Below are 19,887 nucleotides of genomic sequence, written 5' to 3' on the forward strand. Positions count from 1 at the left end.
GGGTTGATCGCCCATCGCTTCAGGGGTCTGCGTTTGGGGCATGATGCCTCCTCGGCACGGGACCGCCTTGGCGGCGCAGCGGCCCCCCTTGAGCGCCGATGACCTTCACCCTCACGACACCGCTCTATTACGTCAACGACAAGCCCCACCTCGGCAGCGCCTACACCACCCTGGCCTGTGATGCGGTGGCCCGTCATCGGCGGCTCAAAGGCGAGCAGGTGCTGTTCATCACCGGTTGTGATGAGCACGGCCAGAAGATCCAGCGCACGGCTGAGGCGGCGGGGCTCAGTACCCAGGCCCATTGCGATGCCGTCAGTTCCCAGTACCGGGAGCTCTGGGAGCGTTGGCAGATCAGCAACGACCGGCTGATCCGCACCACCGATCCACGTCACCGTCGCCTCGTCGAGCAGTTCTTCGCCCGGGTGGAGGCCAATGGCGACATCGTTGAGGGACGCCAGCAGGGTTGGTACTGCGTGGCTTGCGAAGAGTTCAAGGACGACCCCCACGAGGCTCAGGACCCGGAGTGCGCCACCCATCGGCGGCCCCTGGAGTGGCGTGATGAATTCAATCTGTTCTTTCGCCTCTCGAGGTACCAGGCCCCGGTCGAGGCGCTCGTCGCCCGGGAGGGTTTCATCCAGCCACCCAGCCGGCGACGGGAGGTGGAGAACTTCGTGGGCCAGGGCCTGCGCGACTTTTCGATTTCCAGGGTCAATCTGCCCTGGGGCATCCCCGTGCCCGGCCACGAGGGCCACACCTTCTACGTCTGGTTCGATGCCCTGCTGGGGTACCTGACGGCCTTGCTGGAGCCAGGCGATGAGCCGGATCTGGAGATCGCCCTGGCCCGTGGCTGGCCCGCCAGCCTGCACGTGATCGGCAAGGACATCCTGCGCTTCCACGCCGTCTACTGGCCAGCGATGCTGCTCTCGGCGGGCCTGGAGCCCCCGAAGCAAGTGTTCGGCCACGGCTTCCTCACCCGTGAGGGCCAGAAGATGGGCAAATCCTTGGGCAACGTGCTCGATCCGGCGGTGCTGCTCGAGCGCTGCGGCCGCGATGCCGTGCGCTGGTACCTCCTTCGCGACATCGCCTTCGGCGATGACGGTGACTTCCAGCAGCAGCGCTTCGTCGACCTGGTCAACAATGATCTGGCCAACACGGTCGGGAATCTGCTCAACCGCACCTCTTCGATGGCACGTCGCTGGTTCGATGGCGCCGTGCCTCCCCCGGCGCCGCCGCCTTGAGCGACCATCCCCTCGCCCAGGCCGCTGGGCGGGCCGGTCCTGTGGTGATCGAGGCCATGGATCGTCTTGATTTCCAGGCGGCCGCCGAGGCGGCCCTGCACCTGGCGATCAGCGCCAACGGCTTCCTCAACGAACGGGCTCCCTGGAGCCGCATCAAACAAGAGGGTCAGCTCGCGGTGGTGGGGGAGGACCTCTACGCCGTGCTGGAGTCGGCCCGGCTGGTGGCCCTGTTGATCGCTGCACTGGTGCCGGAGCTTTCGGAGCGGATGCTGGCCCAGCTGGGTCAACCGCCGGCGGCCAGTGGCACGCCGAGCGTGATCGAGGGCCCAGGAACCGTTGGAGCCCCGCCAGAAATTGCTGGCATTCCGAGCCCTTCCCCCTGGCTGGAGCGCCTGCGTTGGGGTGGCCTTCAGCCCGCCCTGCCCCTTCCGGAGCCCCAGCCTGTGATGGCTCGGCTCGAGCTGGACGGTCCGCTGTGAAACGCCACCATCTGCTCAGCTTGGCCCTGCTGCTGCCCCTGGCGGGCTGCTGGTCGGCGCCGGTGGTCCAGGAGAAGCCCCTGCCGTTCGTGTTCCGCAGCCTCAACCTGCGGCAGCAGGATTCCAAGGGACGACCCGCCTGGGAATTGCGCAGCCCCGAGGCCCGTTACGACATGACCGCTCGCCTGGCCTTCGCGCGGGAGCCGCAAGGGGTGATCTATGCCAATGGGCAGGCTCGGTATCGCGTGCAGGCGGCTAAAGGCACCGTTTTCAATGATGGTGAGCAGATCACCCTTGAGCAGGGCGTGCGCATCGAGGTGATCAGCAACCGGCCCGTGCTGATCACCGGCGATCGGGTGCGCTGGATTCCACGCCAGAAGCTGATGGAGATCGACCGCCGACCGGTGGCCTTCGACCAGCAGTCGCGACTCAGTGCCACCAACGCCCGTTTTCGCCTGGACCTTGATCGCATTGAACTGCGGGGCCAGCCTCGTCTGGAGCGCTGGGAAGGAACGTCCAAGCCCCAGGGCCAGCGTCAGGGTCCACCCCAAACCGTGCTCAAGCTGACCAAGGCCGATTGGAACCCCGGCAGCGGCAACCTCCAGGGCAGCGGCCCGGTGCGGGGTGAGCGGCAGGGAAGGAAAGGCAGCTCTCAGGTGCTCACCGCCTCCGCTCTGGTGGGCAACACCCGCCAGCAGTGGCTCGATTTCCAGAAGCCCGTCAGGCTCACCGACAGGGCCCAGAAGGCCGCACTTGAGGCCGGTCCCAGCCGCTGGGAGTTCGGCAGCCAGCGGATTAGCAGCACGGTGCCCTTCACGGCCGTGATCGGCCAACTCCACATCCGGGGAGCCGCCTTCGAGATTCTCCAGAAGGAGCAGATCGTGCACGTCCCGCAGGCCTGCGACCTGCGTCAGCCGGGGGAGTGGCTCCAGGCCCAGGTCTGTCGCTGGAACTGGACCACCCAGGCCTTCAACGCGAGCGGGCGCGTCGTGATGCGGCGCACTGCCAACAGGCAGCTGACCCGCTCGAGCGAAGTGAACGGCAGCCTGGGCGAAAAAGGTCTGGCGGTGTTCACCACCCCGGGGGGTCGGGTCAGCTCCCGCCTGGAGCTGCCACCGAAGGCTCCCCAGCAGCGTCCCAGCGCTCCAGTGACGTTCTGAGCCGCTGGGACCAGCCCTTCAGCCAGGTTTCATCGCTGCGACTGAAGCAGCGCGCCGACCAGCCCCCCAGCAGCACCCAGCCCTGGGGGCCCATGGGCTGGATCAGCACCGCCGGAACGCCCTCGGGAAGGCCTTTGAATTCATCGCGGCCTGGGTAGAGGGCCAGGTTGACCAGTGAGATGGCCCGATCGGTGGAGGCGGCACGCGCGCAGATCGCCCCGGGGTTGAAGGAGGCCTGAGCCAGCACCCCACGGCGCAGCAGCGTGCGTCCCTGCCAATGGACCAACACCGAGGCCGCCGGCGTCGCGGTGAGCAGCATCTGGCTGCCCCAGCCCAGTTCCTCGGCGATGGTCTGAGGTAAATCTCCGACCAGATCGAGGCCCTGATCGCCTGGGAGCTCCACCCGCTCCGGCGCCTCCGGAACCGCCCTGGTCCAGAGCAGGGCCACGAGCATCAGACCCACCGAGAGCAGACCGGCGAGCACGCCTGATCGCTGCAGGGCAGGGCTGAGTTCCGCCGTCGTCCATTGGTTGCTCAGGCAGAGGGACAGCCCCAGCACCCCCGCCGCCAGCGTCACCCTTGCGGGGAGGGGCATCCCCATGGCCTCCACAGCCGGCACCGCCTCCAACGCTGGCACAGGGAGGGCCCTCCGCTGGCTTCATCCCCGCGACAGGTCGTGCCCCTGACGGCAAACTGGTGCAACGTTTTCACCGCAGGCCTGTGGTCCGCGCCCTTCGACGCCTTCTCCTGGCCTTGCCGGCTCTGCTGCTGGGTCTGCTGCTGGGCCTGCTGCCGGCCCCCGCCGCCTGGGCGATGGCTCTGGATGATTTTCCGCCCAGCCCCCTGCCGAGCGGGTGCTGGACACGTCCGACGTGCTCAGCCGTGCCGCGATTGCCGATCTGGATCGTCGCCTGAAGCAACTCTCGGCTGATCACATCGACGCCCACCTGTTGACCGTGGGCCGCCTGGATTACGGCCTTTCCCTCCCTGAACTGACCGAGCAGCTGGTGGGGCGATGGAGCGATGCGGAACCCGATGACGCCACGCTGCTGCTGCTGATCGAGACCCAGAACAACTCCGCCGCCATCGGCGCCTCACCCGAGCTGCTCGAGCAGCTTCCTCCGGCGTTGTTGGAGAGCACGGCGGCCGCCACGATGGGACAGCCCCTGCGGGACGGTTCCCGTTATCGCCAGGCCTCGATCGATGCGCTCCAGCGCCTGCAGGTGGTGCTCTCCGGTGGGGAGGACCCCGGTCCGCCCGTGCAGCAACTTATAGAAATCATCGAATCCAACATCCCCACCGCGGATGAGACCGCGTCCAGCCATGCCTTCACCTGGGTGATTGTTTTGCTCATCGTTGGCACAATCGTGCCGATGCTGACCTGGTGGGTGTTCTCCCGTTGATCAATTCATGGGGTTGACCGATTGGATGGGAACGTTCGGCAAGGCCCAGGCCCAGGACCTGAGCAACGATCTGGAGCGGGCCTATGAGGCGGCGCTGCTGATCCAGAGCCTCGAGCTGGAGTACTACAACGACAGGCCCGTACGCCCGGAGCTGGAACTCAGCATTCCGCGCTCCACCAAGGCCCAGATGCTGCGTCGGTTCCGCGCCGCCCTTGTGGTTCTGTCGCCAGGCGCTCGATGAGCTTGAGCCGAAGCGAGCGGAGTTCGACGGCCAGGAACTGCGCCAGCTGCAGCTGATCGAGTCGGTCACGGCCCGTTACCTGGGCCGCAGCCCGCTGCCCAGCCTCAGCCGCTCGCCCGAGATGTTGCCGCGCAGCCTGCTGGGGGCGTTTGATCGGGTCAGGCGTCAGCTGGACCCGGAGGCGGAGGCCACGGTGGTGGCCGGTTTCCGCCGCCGGCGCGACTCCACCCTGGTGTCGCTGCGCATTCTGCTGCTGTTGATCCTGGTGCCGGTGCTGGTTCAGCAGTTAAGCCGCACCTACGTGATCGCGCCGGTTATGGACAAGCTGGCGATCAGCCAGTCATTCCTGAGTCAGCCACGGCCCCACATGGCCGAAGAAGCGGCCGAGAGGCTGCGCGCCTATCGCTCTCAGCTGGAGTTTGAGGCTCTGTTGACGGGTCTGCCCTTGCCAACACCCGTGGAGCTGAGGGAGAAGCTGGCCACCAGGGCGATTGCGCTCAACGAAGAGGCCGTGGGGGAGAGCAGTCAGGCGCTCAAGAACGTCATCGCCGATGGCTTTGGCCTGATCGGTTTTCTGCTGGTCTGCCTGTTCGGACGCCAGGAATTGCGCGTGCTGCGGGGCTTCCTCGACGAGGTGATCTACGGCCTCAGCGACAGCGCCAAGGCCTTCGCGATCATCCTGTTCACCGACATTTTCGTTGGTTTTCACAGCCCTGAGGGCTGGACCGTGCTTCTCGGCGGTATCGCCAGCCATTTTGGACTGCCGGAGCAGGAGAATTTCGTGTTGCTCTTCATCGCCACCTTCCCCGTGATCCTGGCGACAGTTTTCAAGTACTGGATCTTCCGCTACCTCAACCGCGTCTCGCCCTCCTCGGTCGCCACCCTGCGCAACATGAACGGTGGGGGCTGAACTCACCCTCATCACCGGCCCGAGCCGTGGCGCCAAAAGCCGTTGGGCCGAACACCTCGCCCAGCAGCAGGATTCCACGGTGCTGTACCTGGCCACGGGTCCCGAGTTACCGGGCGACGAAGAGTGGCAGCTCCGCCTGGGACTGCACCGCAGCCGCAGGTCCGCGGCCTGGGTCACCCACGAAGTGGGGGCGGACCTGCCGGAATTCCTGTTGATGGCGCCGAAGCGTCACCTCCTGTTGATCGATTCCCTGGGCTCCTGGTTGGCCCATCACCTTGATCTCGGCCATGGGGAGTGGGAGCTTCGGCAAGAGGCGTTGCTGAGCGCCGTGGGCTCCTGCGCTGCGCCGATGCTGCTGGTGGCCGAGGAATGCGGCTGGGGCGTGGTGCCGGCCACCGCCGTGGGTGGTCGCTTCCGGGATCGCCTCGGCCGCCTGGAGCAGTTGCTGATGGACCGTGCGGGGGCCGCCTGGCTGGTGCTCCATGGCCGGGCCATTGATCTGTTGGCCTGCAGCGTTCCTGTGCCCGAGGGCTGATCCATGCCCCAGGTCGTGCTCTACCAGCCCCAGATCCCTCCGAACACCGGCAATGTGGCCCGCACCTGCGCCGCCACGGGCACACCACTGCACCTGATCGAACCGCTGGGGTTCACGATCGATGACCGTCAGCTCAAGCGCGCCGGGCTTGACTACTGGCCCTGGGTTTCGCTGGAGCGCCACAGCGACCTGGAGCAGTTCGAGCGGCAGCGATTGGCCCAGGGGGCCGCCTGGTGGCCCTCAGCAGCCAGGGCAGCGCCCAGCACCACCGTTTCTCCTTCCGCCCTGACGACTGGCTCCTGTTCGGTCGCGAGACGGATGGCTTGCCGGCACCTCTGCTTGAGCAGGCCGATGCCTGCCTGACGATCCCGATGCCCCGGGGCACCAGGGCTGGCGGGGGAGTGCGCAGTCTCAACCTCTCGGTGGCGGTGGGGGTGGTGCTGTTCGAAGCCCTTCGCCAGCTGGAAGCCCTGTCCTGACTGGGTTCTTCCACTTTTCGCGCGCTGAACTCCCCACGAAAACTTGCCGAGAATGGTTCAACCCGCTACTCTCTGGCCGACCCGGGGATAGTGGCTTCTCCGACGGGTCTTGTCCGATGGGGAAATTTGCATGAAGCCTTCGAAAAACCTGATACGCCATCCATTGACACGGCTGTCGATGGCGGGCCTACCCTTCCTGGGAATCACCGGCCTCCTGGCCGTTGGTGCCATACCAGGAATTGCTGATTCCAAGCCCGAGCGTTTCGAGCTCGGTGCCCTCGAGGTTCCCCCTCCGATTGAACTGGCTGCGCTTCCCAGAGCCGAGAAGCTGTGGGTGAAGGTTCGTTCCGAGGTTTCGGTCGAAGAGCTGTCCCAGCAGCTGGAGCTCAACGAAACCAGGCTGGCCAAGCTCAACGAGGTTGATGAAGACCACCGGTTCAACCCCGGTGATTGGTTGGTGCTTCCCTCTCAGCAGACGCGTAAGGCCAAGCTTCTCGCCTCTTTGGACACCTCGGACCTACGTCGTAACCCACCGATACAGACCCCCCTCCCATTGAGGCGTCGGCCTCGCCTCGCTTCAGCGACAGCCTGCTCAAGACCGCCCAGCGCTACGGGCTGACCCCCCAGGAGATCCTGCGTTTCAACCCCGGTCTGGAAGCCGCCCGTTGGGCCGTGGGCACCCAGATTCGTCTGGCCCAGTCCGCTCCAGGGCGCAGCCGCATGGTGCTTGGCCTCAACCCCGTCGGCAGTGGCGGTCTCAGCTGGCCAGAGATGCCCCGCTTTGGTCAACCCCAACAGACCGATCCCTCCTTCAGCGGCAATGGCTGGATCTGGCCCACCCAGGGTGTGTTTTCCTCCGGCTACGGCTGGCGTTGGGGGCGCATGCACAAGGGCATTGATGTGGCCAACAATGTCGGAACTCCGATTGTGGCGGCCAAAGCCGGTCGGGTGACCGCCGCCGGTTGGAGCAACGGCGGCTACGGCTACGTCGTCGACATCCTCCATGGGGACGGCAGCCTGTCGCGCTACGGCCACAACAGCCGTGTGATGGTCTCCGTCGGGGATGAGGTGGCCCAGGGATCCGTGATTGCGCTCATGGGCAGCACCGGCAACAGCACTGGCCCCCATTTGCATTTTGAGATCCATGCGCCCGGCCAGGGCGCCATGAACCCCCTGCAGTTCCTTCCCGGTAAGGCCTGATCCCAGCGGGTTTGAGCCCCTTTCCCCTCCCCCGATCAACTAGAGTCCGATCACCGCGGCTCGGTAGCTCAGCTGGTTAGAGCGTGGGATTCATAACCCCAAGGTCGGGAGTTCAAGTCTCCCCCGAGCCATCCTGTTGACCAGGGAATCTGCCAATGGAAGACCAAGGTCCGAAGACGTTGGTCTTTTTTCATGGCGCTCTGGCCAGGCTCAGCGCATGTCGATGGCGTTGAGCCGATCGCGGAAACTGGAGGCCGAAAGGGTGTCATCAGCGTCAAAGCCGCTGGAATCGGAGATCGGTTGAGGTCTGATCTCTGCCGGTGCCGACCCCTGGCCCTGGGAGCGCCGGAAGCGGCCTCCGCCCTGACCCTGGGAACGTGGCTCAAGGCCGCGAACCCTGCGGCTCGGGCGCACCCCAGCAGCCAGGTCATCGGCGGCCCGGGTGAGGGGATGGGCTTTGAGTTCGCTGCGCAGTTGGTTCAAGAGCCGAAAGTGGCCCGTGGCGTTGAATTTGCGAAGCAGGGCCGGATCCCAAGCCATCGGGGCACCAAAGCGGTGAGGTCAGGCCACCAGCCTATGGCGGCAGCCACCCCAGGATCCGTGATAAATTGTTGCCTGACAAGCAGTAGTCGTACCGACTTCGCTTTTATCTCCCGCAGCCCGGCCGTTTCCGTCGCGGGGGCAGCCAAACCAAACCTTCAACATCCACACTTCATGACGACCACCGGAGCCCTCCGGGTGGGCCAGCCCGCCCCCGATTTCACCGCCACCGCCGTGGTCGATCAGGAATTCAAGGAGGTGACCCTGTCCCAGTACAGGGGCAAGTACGTCGTGCTGTTCTTCTATCCCCTCGATTTCACCTTCGTCTGTCCCACTGAGATCATTGCCTTCAGTGAGCGCTATGGCGATTTCACCAGCCGCAACACCGAAGTTCTGGGGATCTCGGTGGACAGCCAGTTCAGCCACCTGGCCTGGGTGCAGACCGATCGCAAACAGGGTGGTCTTGGCGACATCGCCTATCCCCTGGTGTCCGACCTGAAAAAGGAGATTGCCCGGGCCTACAACGTTCTCGATGAGGAGGCTGGTGTGGCCCTGCGGGGGCTGTTCATCATCGATCCCGATGGCGTGATCAACCATTCCACGATCAACAACCTGCCCGTGGGCCGCAGTGTCGATGAGACCCTGCGGGTGCTTCAGGCGTTCCAGTACGTGCTGTCTCACCCCGATGAGGTCTGCCCCGCCAACTGGACCCCTGGCGAGAAGACGATGAATCCTGATCCCATCAAGAGCAAGGAGTTCTTCGCCGCGGTCAACTGAGCCTCCGGGCCCAGATACATCCCGCTCGCTGCCCGATGCTGACGGGGCCCTGATCAGAGCAGGCTGAGCGTGCCGGCCCCCCATCCAGGCGGGCCGTTCGTCCCATGGGCAGTGCGGCATTGGGCTGGCCGTGGCCCACGGGAAGATCAAGAACCAGGGGAATGCCTAGGTCCCCGAGCCGATCGAGCAACACTTCTTCCATGCTCAGATCCCCGGGCTGGACGTCTTCAGGTGTCCAGCTGAAACGCCCCAGGGCGACGCCGGCCAGCCCCGCAATCGCCCACTGGCACGCCATTGGGTCAGTAGACGATCCACCCGGTAAGGAGCTTCGCCCACATCCTCCAGCACCAGCACCGCGCCCGTGAGGTCCGGCAGCCAGGGGGTGCCGATCAGATGGGTCGCCACAGTGAGGTTGGTCACCACCAGGGGCCCCTCCGCGCGGCCGGTGCGGCCGGCTCGACCCTGCAGGGGAGCTACCGGGCGGCCGGCCAGCAGGGACATCAGCCGTTGCCCGTCTGCGGCCGATCCCCCCAGGCCAGCGTGAACGCCGCCACCGAGGCCAGCCGCCCATTGCGCCAGCAACAGGGCACTGGCATCGGAGAAACCCACATTCCAGAGCGGCCGCCGGGGAACACTCCAACCGGCTTCCAGCAGCCTGGAGCTACCCCAGCCTCCCCCAACCTGCAGGATGCCCAGAACCTGAGGATCGCTCCAGAGGCTCATCAGGTCACGGCTGCGGCGCTCGTCGGTCTGTGAAAACCAGCGCCAGTGGCCGAACACCTGCTCGGGCACCAGCAGCTGCCAGCCCTCTGCCTCGATCCGCAGACGCAGACGATCGAGCCAGGGGGCTGGGCGCTCCAGCCGACTGGCGGGGTTGAACGCCACCAGGTGGCTGCCGGGCCCCAAAGGTGGCGGAAAGGCCAGGCCGCCGGAGCCATGGGCAGCACGACTTCCGCCGAGTGCGCGTGCACCACTGGCCAGCAGAGATGTCGCGCCAGCCAACAAGAGCCCACGGCGCCCGAGGGCCATCAGCCGAGCAGGCTCTCAAGCAGCCGGCGGCCATCCACCCCACCGGTCAGCGGGTCACAGGCACGCTCCGGGTGGGGCATCAGACCGAGCACATTGCCGGCCCCATTGCTCAGTCCCGCCACATCGCCCACCGAACCGTTGGGATTGGCGGCATAGCGCAGCACGATCGAGCCCTGGTCTTCCAGGGACTTGAGTTGTTCGGGATCCACCTGGTATCGCCCTTCGCCGTGGGCGATCGGCAAGGTGATCGTTTCGCCGCTGGCGTAACCGCTCAGCCAGCGGCAAGGACCCGGCTCCACCCTCAGGCGGGCCGGCTCACAGAGGAAGTGGAGATTTCGGTTGCGCGTCAGCACCCCAGGCAGCAGACCCAGCTCGGTGAGCACCTGGAAGCCATTGCAGATCCCCAGCACCGCTCCACCCCGCTCGGCGAAGACCTTCACCTCCTCCAGCACCGGGGCGAAGCGGGCAATGGCGCCGCAGCGCAGGTAATCGCCATAGCTGAAACCGCCGGGCAGCACGATCGCCTCCAGTCCGGAGAGATCCCGCTCCTCGTGCCAGAGGAAGCGGGTGGGAATGCCCAGGCATCCCTCCGCCGCCCAGCGAACGTCCCGGTCGCAGTTCGAACCGGGGAACACCACCACACCAAGGGTCATTTCGGTCGCCGGTCTCAGGAGGGCTGCTGGAGATCCAGCGTCCAGTTCTCGATGACCGGATTGGCCAGGAGACGGTCGCTCAGGAGTTCGAGCTGGGCTTGGGCGCTGGCGGAATCGGCAGCCTCCAGCTCCACTTCCACCGCCTTGCCGATGCGCAGGCTTCTGAGGCCATCGACCCCCAGGCGGGCGGCCGCCGCCCGGGTGGCCTCCCCAGCTGGATCGAGAACCGATGGCCTCAGGGAGACCAGGACGCGGGCGGTGAAGAGGGGCACCAGAGCTGGGGTTGGTTTGTTAAATCTTCGCAGCCTGCCGCCCTCCAGGGGCCGCTGGTCTTCAGCTTGAAGACAGACCTTCCCCCGGAGACCTGGGGATGACCGGATCACAGCAGGGAAGCCAACGGGTCTGCCATCTGGCCTGTCAACTGCTGGCGGGAGCCCTGGTGCTGGTTGCCGCCGCGGCGAAGGGAGCGGCGGAACCGATCCCACTCAACTGCCGCATCGCCCAGGGGCCCTGGCGCGCCTGTGTGATGACCGTTGCCTCTCCGGGCCAGCAATGGCGCCTTCAGGTTGGATCCAAACGCTTTGACTTCCGCCACGACGGCAGCGGTCAGGTGATCCTGAAGCGCCCCGGGGCCCCGCTTCAGGTGGTGAGCAGCCGCTGGATCGCCGCTCAGACCCTCTGCTGGGATGGGGTCTGCGCCAGGGGGAACTGCCCCTTGATTGAAAGATGGCGGCCTCCAGCTGGCCGGCGTCGAGGTCGAGGCCCAACACCACCAATTCAAGGGTTTCGCGGCTGGCGTTGGCCGAGGGGCCGGGGGCGGCGTCGTACCAGCACTCCAGGCGAGGACCGACGGCCTGGATCTGCAGCGGCCGAGGTTTTCCGGCCTGCCAGAGCCGTCCCTTGAGGCGCAGGATCGTCTGCTGGCGAATCTGATCGAGCAGGATGGTCTCCAGCCGGCTGCGTTCGAAGGGACCCTCAAGGGTCAGCGCCACCGACTGCATCGGCACGTGGACGTGGTCATGGCCGTGGTCATGATCGTGGTCCTGGTGCGGGAGGTTGTGGGCATCGCTGCCACCCTCCCGCAGCTCCACCCCGAGCAGCAGCTGGGGATCCACCACCCCCCGCTCCATGGTGAGCACCCGCGCCCCGGGGCGCAGCCCTGCCGCCAACCTGCGCCTGACCACGGCCAGCTGGTCGGGATCGAGACGATCGCCGCGGCTCACCAGCACCAGATCCGCCGCCTCCAGCTGTTCATCGAAAAGGGTTTCCAGATCGTCCTGGTGATCGAGGCTGGGGTCGGCGCGCCGCTGGGCCTCGAGGGCTGCCGGATCGCCCACCACACTTCCCTGGGCCAGGGCCTCACCGTCAACGACGGCGACCACGCCATTCACCCGCGTGCGGGTGCGAATCTCGGGCCATTGGAAGGCCTGCACCAGGGGCTCCGGCAGGGCCAGACCACTGGTTTCGACAACGATGCCATCGAGGCGGTCGGCCTGCAGCAGCAGGGTCTGCATCGTGGGCAGGAACTCGTCCTGGACAGTGCAGCAGAGGCAGCCGTTGGCCAGCTCAACCAGTCGTCCGCCCAGTTCCTCCTCCGGGCAGAAGCCGCAACTGCGCAACAGGTCGCCATCGATGCCCACCTCGCCGAATTCGTTGACCACAACGGCCAGGCGCTTGCCGCTGTGGAGGAGCAGGTGCCGCAGCAGGGTGGTCTTGCCGGCGCCGAGAAAGCCTGTCACCACAGTGACCGGTAAGCGCCTGGTTGGGGTGGCGACCATCTCAGGGCACCAGGCTGGTCCAGGCCAGGCTGGCGCCGATGCCGATCAGAACCCCGGAGGCGAGCTTGAGATCGGAGGGGCTCAGCTGGCTGCCCCAGCGGCGCACCAGGGTGATGGCGGCGGTCAGCAAGAGCGCCTGGCTGATCAGAAGGCCCAGCAGGTAGAAGGCGATCGGTGTGGGTTCCCAGCCCAGTACCGCGGCGCTGAGCACGTAGCCGTGAAGCGCAAAAGCCGGCAGCAGGATCCAGCGGGGCAGGCGGCCTGTGAGCACCAGGCCCACCGCCACCAGTGAGAGGGCCACGAGCAGCTCTGCGCCAGGGAGACCCGGCAGCCAGAGGCCCAGCCCTGAGGCCGCCAGACCCGTGGCGAGCAGGCCCAGGATCCAGCGACGGGGCTGCTGCAGACCCACCAGCCCCAAGGAGAGCAGGAACAGCAGATGATCAGGACCGAGCACGGGATGCCCCAGGCCGCTGAGAATTCCCGCCGCAGGCCCTGGCTTGAGCTGGAACAAGCCCATCAGGTGATGGGCCGAGGCGGGCGCTTCGCCCAGGAGCACCAGCAGGAGCAGTGCCACGGCCAAGCCTGAAGTTGCGCGCCAGATCGAGAGGCGCAAGGGCGCCTCAACAGGAATGTTCATGGTGGAGCCCGGTCCGCGCCGGAATGGAAGGGTCGAATCCGGCGGGCGTTCTGACTAGACCGGCAGGGGCCCCGATGGGCTCCAGGGTCTTCACAGCTGCGGGACAGTGCCGGACTCGGAGCGAACTCCCCACCGGTCTTTCCCCGTTTCCTCCGCAGGCTGATCACCAACGGAACCGGATGACGAATCTACCGGCACTCCAGGCTGTCCTTGGTATCCACGCCGGTTCGCGGGTTGACCCCTTCCGCCCGCTTGCACAGGGCGCGCCGCTGGCTCAGATCCAGCACCGCATCGGTGAAATCGGCCCCTTCGATCGACGCCCCCAAGAACTTGCTCTGCATGAGCATCGCGTCGCGCAACACGGCACCGCGCAGGTCGGCGCGATCGAAGCGGCTGGCGAAGGCCACCACGTCCTGGAGGTCCGCCCCGCGCAGGTCACTGCCCTGGAGATCGCTGCTGTTGAACACGGCACCGCGGAGGTCGGCGCCACTGAGATCGAAGCCGCTCAGCGATGCCTTCAGGAATTCCTGGAGGTGCAGATCTCGGCCGTGGCTGTCGGGGCTGAGGTCCTGAGCGTTGTTTTTACTGCGCACTTCGGGGGCGGTGATCGCCCAGGCCGGTGCCACCAAGGCCGGTGCCACCAAGCCCCCTGCCACGCCCAGAAGCAGTACCAGCAGGGTGATGACGCTGAATAGAGCTTGCATCAGCGCAGCTTTACCGTGGATCCTCAAGTTATGGCAGGCCTGCGCAGCACCGTGACCCTTCGATGAGCATGTCCCTGCGGGTCGTGGTGCCGCCCCACCCCTTGATCGGTCACTGGTTGACCTTGCTGCGCGACAGGACCACCCCGCCGGCCCTGTTCGCCACGGCGATGGCTGAGCTGGGGCGCTGGCTCACCTACGAGGCCCTGCGGGATTGGCTGCCCCACCGGTCCGTAAGGGTCCAAACCCCCCGGGCCGAAACCGATGGTCAGGTGGTGGATGGGGCGGTGCCTCTCCTGGTGGTGCCGATCCTGCGGGCCGGCCTGGGCCTCTGGCAGGGGGCCCAGGCGGTGCTGCCCACGGCACGGGTGGCCCACGTGGGTCTGCGCCGCGATGAGCGCAGCGGTGAAGCCTCCTGGTACCTCGACCAGTTGCCCGAAACGATCGGCGAGCGCGTAGGGGTACTGGTGTTCGATCCGATGGTGGCCACGGCCGGAAGCCTCAGCCAGGTGCTCGAACGCCTCGAGCACAAGGGGGTTTCTGGAAAGCGGCTGCGGGTGATCTCCGCCCTGGCGGCGGCTCCAGGTTTGAAGCGGCTGGGGGAACGTTTTCCCGACCTCACCCTCTACACGGCCTGCATCGATGCCGAATTGGATTCGACCTTCAAGATCGTGCCGGGGCTGGGGGATGCGGGCGATCGGCTCTATGGAACTGATACCCCTCACTACCTAGGCTGAGGGGATCCAGACACATTCCAGAGGCAGCGATCTCCCATGGCCAGGAACGCCCAAGTCAACGACAGCAGCAGCGGCGTTCTGCTCGGCGCCGTGGCCGGGGCCGTCCTCGGGGCCACGGCTCTGGCCTGGTGGTTGCTCTCAGAGGCGGAGCGGCGCCAACAGCGGCGGCGCCAGCGGCGGGGGCTTGAGCTCTCGCGGTTGCAGAACGGCTCTGAGGAACCCGTGGTGCTGGGACGCCAACCCGTACTGGACCATGAGCTCCAGAACAAGGTGCAGAAGCTCAACCGAGCCATCGAAGACGTGCGCCGCCAGCTCGAAAGCCTGACCCCCAAGGCCTGAGCTGGCGCTGGGTCTGCGCTGGGCCCAGCCCCCTGCCTGAACCGGGTGGGATGCATCGATCAGTAGGTTTCTTTCAGTGAACCGCTGCTCTCATGCTTCGCTCCGCCGCCATCACCCAAGGGGTCCAGCGCTCGCCGAATCGGGCCATGCTGCGGGCGGTGGGCTTCGGCGACGGTGATTTCAACAAGCCGATCATCGGCATCGCCAATGGCTACAGCACGATCACACCCTGCAATCTGGGATTGAACGAGCTCACGGAGCGGGCCGTGCTGGCGGCCCACGCCGCCGGGGCCATGCCCCAGACCTTCGGCACCATCACCGTGAGCGATGGCATCTCCATGGGCACAGAAGGGATGAAGTATTCCCTGGTGAGCCGTGAGGTGATCGCCGATTCGATCGAAACCGCCTGCAATGCCCAGAGCATGGACGGTCTGCTGGCGATCGGCGGCTGCGATAAGAACATGCCCGGCGCCATGCTCGCCATGGCGCGGATGAACATTCCGGCGATCTTCGTGTACGGCGGCACCATCAAGCCGGGCAAACTCGGCCCCTGCGACCTCACCGTGGTGAGCGCCTTCGAGGCGGTGGGTCAGTACGCAGGCGGCAGGATTGATGCGGAAGAGCTCACGGCGATCGAGAAGAACGCCTGTCCTGGTGCGGGCAGCTGCGGGGGCATGTTCACCGCCAACACGATGAGTTCCGCTTTTGAGGCGATGGGCCTGAGCCTGCCCGGCAGTTCGACCATGGCCGCCGAGGATCCCGAGAAGGCTCACAGCGCCGCCCGTTCGGCGGAGGTGCTGGTTGAGGCGATCGCCGCAGGCATCCGCCCCCGCGACCTGATCACCCGCGAAGCGATCGAGAACGCCATTTCCGTGATCATGGCCGTGGGTGGCTCCACCAATTCGGTGTTGCATCTGCTCGCGATCGCCCGCACCGCCGGGGTGCCGCTGGAGATCGGGGATTTCGAGACGATCCGCCAGCGGGTGCCCGTGATCTGCGACCTCAAGCCCAGTGGTCGCTTCGTGACCGTGGATCTGCATCAGGCCGGCGGCATTCCCCAGGTGATGAAGCTCCTGCTGGAGGCCGGTCTGTTGCACGGCGACTGCCGCACGATCGAGGGCCGAACCCTGCATGAGGTGCTGGCGGATGTGCCATCTGTGCCCCCATCCGGTCAGGACGTGATTCGGCCCCTGTCGAATCCCCTCTATGCCCAGGGCCATCTGGCCATCCTCACGGGCAACCTGGCCAGCGAGGGGGCCGTGGCCAAGATCAGCGGCATCAAGACACCCGTGCTCACCGGCCCGGCCAGGGTGTTCGAAAGTGAGGAGGACGCCCTGGCGGCGATTCTTGCCGGTGAGGTCAAGGCCGGTGACGTGGTGGTGGTGCGCAATGAGGGTCCCGTGGGCGGCCCCGGCATGCGCGAGATGCTCTCGCCCACGGCTGCGATCGTTGGGCAGGGCCTGGGGGAGTCGGTGGCGCTGATCACCGATGGGCGTTTCAGTGGCGGCTCCTACGGTCTGGTGGTGGGCCATGTCGCCCCCGAGGCCGCCGTGGGTGGCACCATCGCCCTGGTGCAGGAGGGTGACAGCATCACCGTGGATGCCAGGCAGTTGCTGATTCAGCTCAATGTGGACGAGGCCGAGCTCGACCGGCGCCGGTCGGCCTGGGTCAAGCCGGAGCCCCGCTACACCACGGGTGTGCTCGGCAAGTACGCACGCCTGGTGAGCAGTAGCAGCCAAGGAGCTGTCACCGACATCGTGTTTTAGGCCACGCTCTGATCAGCTCAGAGCAGGGCGTGGAGACGGCGGGCGAGGGCTTCGAGGGCCTCGCCGTCGGGTGGGCGTTCACAGCGCTGGCCGTTGGCCCCATCCATCCAGACGGGGTGGCCGCCATGCCAGAGCAGCGGCTGATCTTCGGGCACAGCCCGGCAGAGCATCAGGTTGTGGCGCGTGCCACTGCGATAAATCTCCAGCTCGATGTCGTGATCGGGCCGCCGCCGGCCTTCCCCATCCCTGGCCTGCAGGCGCAGCGCCCAGTCTTGATCCCCGGCGAGGTCGGGCGAACCAGCCGCCTCTTGATCCTCCGGGACCTGGGGAACGACCGCATGGCGCAGGGGCTTGAGGCAGAGGTCAGCCGCGGCGGCCACAAGTTGGAGCGGAATCACGGCACGGCGCGGATCGCCTCCAGGCCCAGGTGCAGGTCGCCGGGCCTGAATCCACTGTTGAGACCGCCATCGTCACTGAACTTGGAGTGCAGCAGCTGCAGTCGGGTGATGCGGCAGGCATCGAAGGACCAGGGTCGCTGCTTGGGCCTGGCCCGGACGCTGGCTTTGAGGCTGGCGAAGGGAATGGTCACCTGGGTGAGGCCGCTGGATTCGGTGGCGAATTCAGCCACCCAGCGCAGGCCGCCGGGGATCAGCTCGGTCAGTCCACCCAGGCCATCTGCGCAGGCCAGGGCCAACTTGTAGCGGCGCCCATCGGCCCGCAGGTCGATCTGCAGACCGCTGTAGGCCGAGAGATCCAGGGGAGGCGAGAACTTGGGAGACCGGCAACTGACGAAGCCGCCGCCTGCCTCGATCACCTCAGCGTCCATCACCAGTCCCTTGTTGCTGATGCTGCAGCCCCCGCTGCTCTGGCCACCCATGACGGTGTCATTGAGGGCATGCCAGCCAGCAAAGCCGTCACCGGCAACGATCACCAGCGGCTTGATCGGCAGGCTGCTCGGATGCTCAACCATCGCCGAAACCATCATGGGAAGGGGCAGCACCACGACCGGGTCCGCTCCCTTCAGCCTAGGGAGCGGAGCGTTCGGCCCGATCCTGATCCTGCAGCTCACCAGCGGCGTCCCGATCCGCCAGCACCAGCACAGGATCCCGGGGTTGCACCAGCCGGGCCGGGGTGCGCTCGGCGGGTTCATCGGGATCCAGGAGCCTGGCCAGGGCCTGACGCTTGCTGATCCCTGACACCAGGAACACCACCTGGCGGGCGGCGCTGAGCACCGGGGCGGTGAGGCTGATGCGCTCCAGGCCCTTGCCGATCCCAACCGTCACCGAGAGGCCGCGATCATCGGTGGCGGCGGTATGGGGAAAGAGGGAGGCCGTGTGGCCGTCATCCCCCAGACCGAGCAGGATCAGATCAAACACCGGCGGATCCCCGGGGCAGAGCTGCCGCAGCAGATGGGCGAAGGCGGCGGCCCCCAGCTCGGGCGTGGTCTCCCCGGTGGGGACCGGATGGAAGCGGGCGCCCTGGCCAGGAGCCTGGACCAGCAGGGTCTCCTGCAACAGCCGGGCGTTGCTGGCCGGGTCATCCGCCGGCACCCAGCGCTCATCGCCGAGCAGCACATCCACCCGCCCCCAGGCCAGATGCTGGCGCCCCAACAGCCGGTAGGTCTCGGCGGGGGTGCTGCCGCCGGAGAGGGCGATCTGGGCCCGATCCCGTTCGGCCAGTGCCAGATCGATTCGAGCGGCGATCGTGGAACAGGCCTGGTGGGCCAGAGCGGTGGCGTCGTCGCTGATCCGCAGGCGGTAGGTGGTCAAGGCTGCCACTCGGAGTGGAAGCTGCCGGGGCGATCGACCCGCTCGTAGGTGTGCGCCCCGAAGCAGTCACGCATGGCCTGGAGCAGGTTCTGGGGCAGCCGCGCCGTGCGGTAGCTGTCGATGTAATCGAGGGTGCTGCTCAGGCAGGGCACGGGGATGCCGGCCAGGGCCGCCCCTGCCACCACGTGACGCAGGCCGGGGAGTCGCGCATTCACCTGTTCGGCGAACCAGGGGTCGACCATCAGGTTGGTCAGTGCCGGGTTGGCGTCGTAGGCGTTCTGGATGCGCTGCAGCAGCTTGGCGCGGATGATGCAGCCCCCTTCCAGATCTGGGCGATGGCGGAGAGGTTGAGGTTGTACTCGTGCAGGGCGGAGGCTTCCACCATCAGGGCCATGCCCTGGGCATAGCTGGCGATGCAGGCGAGAGTGATGGCATCGCGCAGGGCTGGCATGCCCTCGGAGGGTTCACCCAGGTCGATCGTCGCCGGCTCCGGTGCGGCGATCACGGTCGCCGCCGCCTGGCGTTCGGCGTGCAGGGAGCTCATCACCCGGCCATTGAGCGCCGCATAGATGGTGGGCACGGGCACCCCCATCTCCAGGGCGCTGACCACGGTCCAGAGTCCGGTGCCCTTCTGACCGGCCACATCGAGAATCTTCTCGACCAGATCCCCACCATCCTCGGGATCCCGGGTGCGCAAGCACACCTCGGTGATTTCCACCAGGTACGAGGAGAGCTCCTCCAGCTGGTTCCAGCCGTCGAACACCTCGGCCATCGCCAGGCCATCCATGCCGGCGCAGCGCTTCATCAGGTCGTAGGCCTCGACCAGGATCTGCTCGATCCCGTACTCGATGCCGTTGTGCACGGTCTTGACGAAATGGCCCGCACCGCCGGGGCCGATGTAGGTGACGCAGGGGCCGTCGTCCACCTGGGCGGCCATCTTGCGCACCAGGCTCTCGATCGCGTCGTAGGCGCTTCGGGTGCCGCCGGGCATCATGCTCGGCCCCTCCAGGGCCCCTTTGGCGCCACCGGACACCCCCATGCCGATGTAGCCGAAGCTGCGGCTTTCCAGCTCCTTCACCCGCCGCTCGGTGTCGGTGTAGAGGGAGTTGCCGCCGTCGATCAGTAAGTCCCCCTCCTCCAGGTAGGGGGCAATGGCGGCGATGGTGGCGTCGATTGGAGGACCGGCCTTGATCATCATCAAGATTCGCCGGGGACGTTCCAGTTTGGCGACGAAATCCTCAAGGGAGTCAGCGCCAATGATCTGCTTACCGGCGCCACGGCCATGGAGGAACTCCTCGGTCTTGGCGTAGGTGCGGTTGTAAACGACGCTCGAGAAGCCGTTGCGCTCGGCGTTGAGCACCAGGTTCTCCCCCATCACCCCCAGCCCGATCAGACCAAAGTGAGCCTTTGTCATGCGTGGGCAATTCCGTGGTGTTCGCGGACCAGTGTGGCCAGAGGAACGGCCGATGGACATGCCCCGGGGTTGCTTGTCAGCAACAGATCACGGGAGGGTGAA

The 19,887-nt window shown here is 66.5% G+C and carries 19 protein-coding genes, 1 tRNA gene, 5 pseudogenes and 1 riboswitch; of the genes and pseudogenes, 13 read left to right on the forward strand and 12 right to left on the reverse strand.

Translation table 11 applies throughout. The features are described from left to right. Positions 1–98 precede the first annotated feature (98 nt). Positions 99–1,717 (forward strand): annotated as a pseudogene (locus tag AAF143_RS12050) (methionine--tRNA ligase). Next, positions 1,714–2,877, forward strand: a complete 1,164-nt coding sequence (gene lptC, locus AAF143_RS12055; protein WP_255007508.1) for an LPS export ABC transporter periplasmic protein LptC — start codon at positions 1,714–1,716, stop codon at positions 2,875–2,877. Before AAF143_RS12050 ends, lptC begins: the two are co-directional and overlap by 4 nt. On the opposite strand, the gene AAF143_RS12060 is transcribed toward lptC, so the two are convergent. After that, positions 2,810–3,514, reverse strand: coding sequence for a cofactor assembly of complex C subunit B (locus tag AAF143_RS12060; RefSeq protein WP_315859604.1), 705 nt, complete (start codon positions 3,512–3,514; stop codon positions 2,810–2,812). The two genes, lptC and AAF143_RS12060, sit on opposite strands and share 68 nt — an antisense overlap. Positions 3,515–3,630: 116 nt before the next feature. Here AAF143_RS12060 and AAF143_RS12065 point away from each other — a divergent pair, with 116 nt between their 5' ends. From AAF143_RS12065 to AAF143_RS12095, 7 genes and pseudogenes are all read left to right on the forward strand, one after another. Beyond that, a complete protein-coding gene (locus AAF143_RS12065; RefSeq protein ID WP_414027096.1) occupies positions 3,631–3,792 on the forward strand; it encodes a hypothetical protein in 162 nt (53 codons plus the stop codon). Next, entirely contained in the window at positions 3,732–4,280 is a 549-nt protein-coding gene (gene psb32, locus AAF143_RS12070) for a photosystem II repair protein Psb32 (RefSeq protein WP_414027097.1), read from the forward strand. Before AAF143_RS12065 ends, psb32 begins: the two co-directional genes overlap by 61 nt. A 7-nt stretch (positions 4,281–4,287) precedes the next feature. Next, positions 4,288–5,431: pseudogene (gene pxcA, locus AAF143_RS12075) on the forward strand (proton extrusion protein PcxA). Continuing rightward, entirely contained in the window at positions 5,421–5,966 is a 546-nt protein-coding gene (locus tag AAF143_RS12080) for a bifunctional adenosylcobinamide kinase/adenosylcobinamide-phosphate guanylyltransferase (protein ID WP_255007514.1), read from the forward strand. The pseudogene pxcA and the gene AAF143_RS12080 overlap by 11 nt, the downstream one beginning before the upstream one ends. Positions 5,967–5,969: 3 nt before the next feature. Then, positions 5,970–6,445, forward strand: a pseudogene (locus AAF143_RS12085) (tRNA (cytidine(34)-2'-O)-methyltransferase). Between the two features lie 672 nt (positions 6,446–7,117). Beyond that, positions 7,118–7,645, forward strand: coding sequence for a M23 family metallopeptidase (locus tag AAF143_RS12090; protein WP_414027098.1), 528 nt, complete (start codon positions 7,118–7,120; stop codon positions 7,643–7,645). A gap of 57 nt (positions 7,646–7,702) precedes the next feature. Then, positions 7,703–7,776, forward strand: a tRNA-Met gene (locus AAF143_RS12095). A gap of 79 nt (positions 7,777–7,855) precedes the next feature. On the opposite strand, the gene AAF143_RS12100 is transcribed toward AAF143_RS12095, so the two are convergent. After that, positions 7,856–8,185 carry a hypothetical protein gene (locus tag AAF143_RS12100; RefSeq protein WP_255007518.1) on the reverse strand — a complete coding sequence of 110 codons (330 nt, stop codon included), beginning with the start codon at positions 8,183–8,185 and terminating at the stop codon, positions 7,856–7,858. Between the two features lie 174 nt (positions 8,186–8,359). On the opposite strand from AAF143_RS12100, the gene AAF143_RS12105 reads away from it, so the two are divergent. Continuing rightward, a complete protein-coding gene (locus AAF143_RS12105) occupies positions 8,360–8,962 on the forward strand; it encodes a peroxiredoxin (RefSeq protein ID WP_255007519.1) in 603 nt (200 codons plus the stop codon). On the opposite strand, the pseudogene AAF143_RS12110 reads toward AAF143_RS12105, so the two are convergent. The 6 genes and pseudogenes from AAF143_RS12110 to AAF143_RS12135 all read right to left on the reverse strand — a co-directional run bounded on the left by AAF143_RS12110 (position 8,955) and on the right by AAF143_RS12135 (position 13,763). Beyond that, positions 8,955–9,991, reverse strand: a pseudogene (locus AAF143_RS12110) (S66 peptidase family protein). The gene AAF143_RS12105 and the pseudogene AAF143_RS12110 sit on opposite strands and share 8 nt — an antisense overlap. Then, a complete protein-coding gene (purQ, locus tag AAF143_RS12115; protein WP_255007521.1) occupies positions 9,991–10,644 on the reverse strand; it encodes a phosphoribosylformylglycinamidine synthase subunit PurQ in 654 nt (217 codons plus the stop codon). The pseudogene AAF143_RS12110 and the gene purQ overlap by 1 nt, the downstream one beginning before the upstream one ends. Before the next feature lie 14 nt (positions 10,645–10,658). Beyond that, complete coding sequence (purS, locus tag AAF143_RS12120) at positions 10,659–10,916, reverse strand: phosphoribosylformylglycinamidine synthase subunit PurS (RefSeq protein WP_255007522.1); 258 nt, start codon at positions 10,914–10,916, stop codon at positions 10,659–10,661. A 213-nt stretch (positions 10,917–11,129) separates the two neighbouring features. Then, the gene (cobW, locus tag AAF143_RS12125; RefSeq protein WP_414027099.1) at positions 11,130–12,422 is read right to left on the reverse strand and encodes a cobalamin biosynthesis protein CobW; all 1,293 of its coding nucleotides are present in this window, start codon (positions 12,420–12,422) and stop codon (positions 11,130–11,132) included. Between the two features lies 1 nt (position 12,423). Further along, the gene (locus AAF143_RS12130; protein WP_261358864.1) at positions 12,424–13,059 is read right to left on the reverse strand and encodes a HupE/UreJ family protein; all 636 of its coding nucleotides are present in this window, start codon (positions 13,057–13,059) and stop codon (positions 12,424–12,426) included. Positions 13,060–13,081: 22 nt separating this feature from the next. Further along, positions 13,082–13,254: riboswitch (cobalamin riboswitch) on the reverse strand. Beyond that, positions 13,248–13,763 (reverse strand): pentapeptide repeat-containing protein, encoded by a 516-nt coding sequence (locus AAF143_RS12135; protein ID WP_255007527.1) that lies wholly within the window; start codon positions 13,761–13,763, stop codon positions 13,248–13,250. (Overlaps the previous riboswitch by 7 nt.) 62 nt (positions 13,764–13,825) lie before the next feature. Between AAF143_RS12135 and upp the strand changes: the two genes are divergently transcribed. From upp to ilvD, 3 genes are all read left to right on the forward strand, one after another. After that, complete coding sequence (upp, locus tag AAF143_RS12140; RefSeq protein WP_255007528.1) at positions 13,826–14,497, forward strand: uracil phosphoribosyltransferase; 672 nt, start codon at positions 13,826–13,828, stop codon at positions 14,495–14,497. Positions 14,498–14,533: 36 nt separating this feature from the next. Continuing rightward, positions 14,534–14,836 carry a hypothetical protein gene (locus tag AAF143_RS12145; RefSeq protein WP_255007536.1) on the forward strand — a complete coding sequence of 101 codons (303 nt, stop codon included), beginning with the start codon at positions 14,534–14,536 and terminating at the stop codon, positions 14,834–14,836. Positions 14,837–14,928: 92 nt separating this feature from the next. After that, a complete protein-coding gene (gene ilvD, locus AAF143_RS12150) occupies positions 14,929–16,602 on the forward strand; it encodes a dihydroxy-acid dehydratase (RefSeq protein ID WP_255007537.1) in 1,674 nt (557 codons plus the stop codon). 17 nt (positions 16,603–16,619) lie between these two features. On the opposite strand, the gene AAF143_RS12155 is transcribed toward ilvD, so the two are convergent. The 4 genes and pseudogenes from AAF143_RS12155 to gndA all read right to left on the reverse strand — a co-directional run bounded on the left by AAF143_RS12155 (position 16,620) and on the right by gndA (position 19,785). Continuing rightward, positions 16,620–17,000 (reverse strand): hypothetical protein, encoded by a 381-nt coding sequence (locus AAF143_RS12155; protein WP_255007538.1) that lies wholly within the window; start codon positions 16,998–17,000, stop codon positions 16,620–16,622. Continuing rightward, positions 16,997–17,572: a CIA30 family protein gene (locus AAF143_RS12160; protein WP_255007747.1), complete on the reverse strand. Its 576-nt coding sequence runs from the start codon at positions 17,570–17,572 to the stop codon at positions 16,997–16,999. The genes AAF143_RS12155 and AAF143_RS12160 overlap by 4 nt, the downstream gene beginning before the upstream one ends. Before the next feature lie 55 nt (positions 17,573–17,627). Continuing rightward, positions 17,628–18,371, reverse strand: coding sequence for a 6-phosphogluconolactonase (gene pgl / locus AAF143_RS12165; RefSeq protein WP_255007749.1), 744 nt, complete (start codon positions 18,369–18,371; stop codon positions 17,628–17,630). Beyond that, positions 18,368–19,785: pseudogene (gene gndA, locus AAF143_RS12170) on the reverse strand (NADP-dependent phosphogluconate dehydrogenase). The gene pgl and the pseudogene gndA overlap by 4 nt, the downstream one beginning before the upstream one ends. Positions 19,786–19,887 lie beyond the last annotated feature (102 nt).

It is taken from the genome of Cyanobium sp. ATX-6F1 (assembly GCF_047395825.1).
Lineage (GTDB): Bacteria > Cyanobacteriota > Cyanobacteriia > PCC-6307 > Cyanobiaceae > ATX-6F1.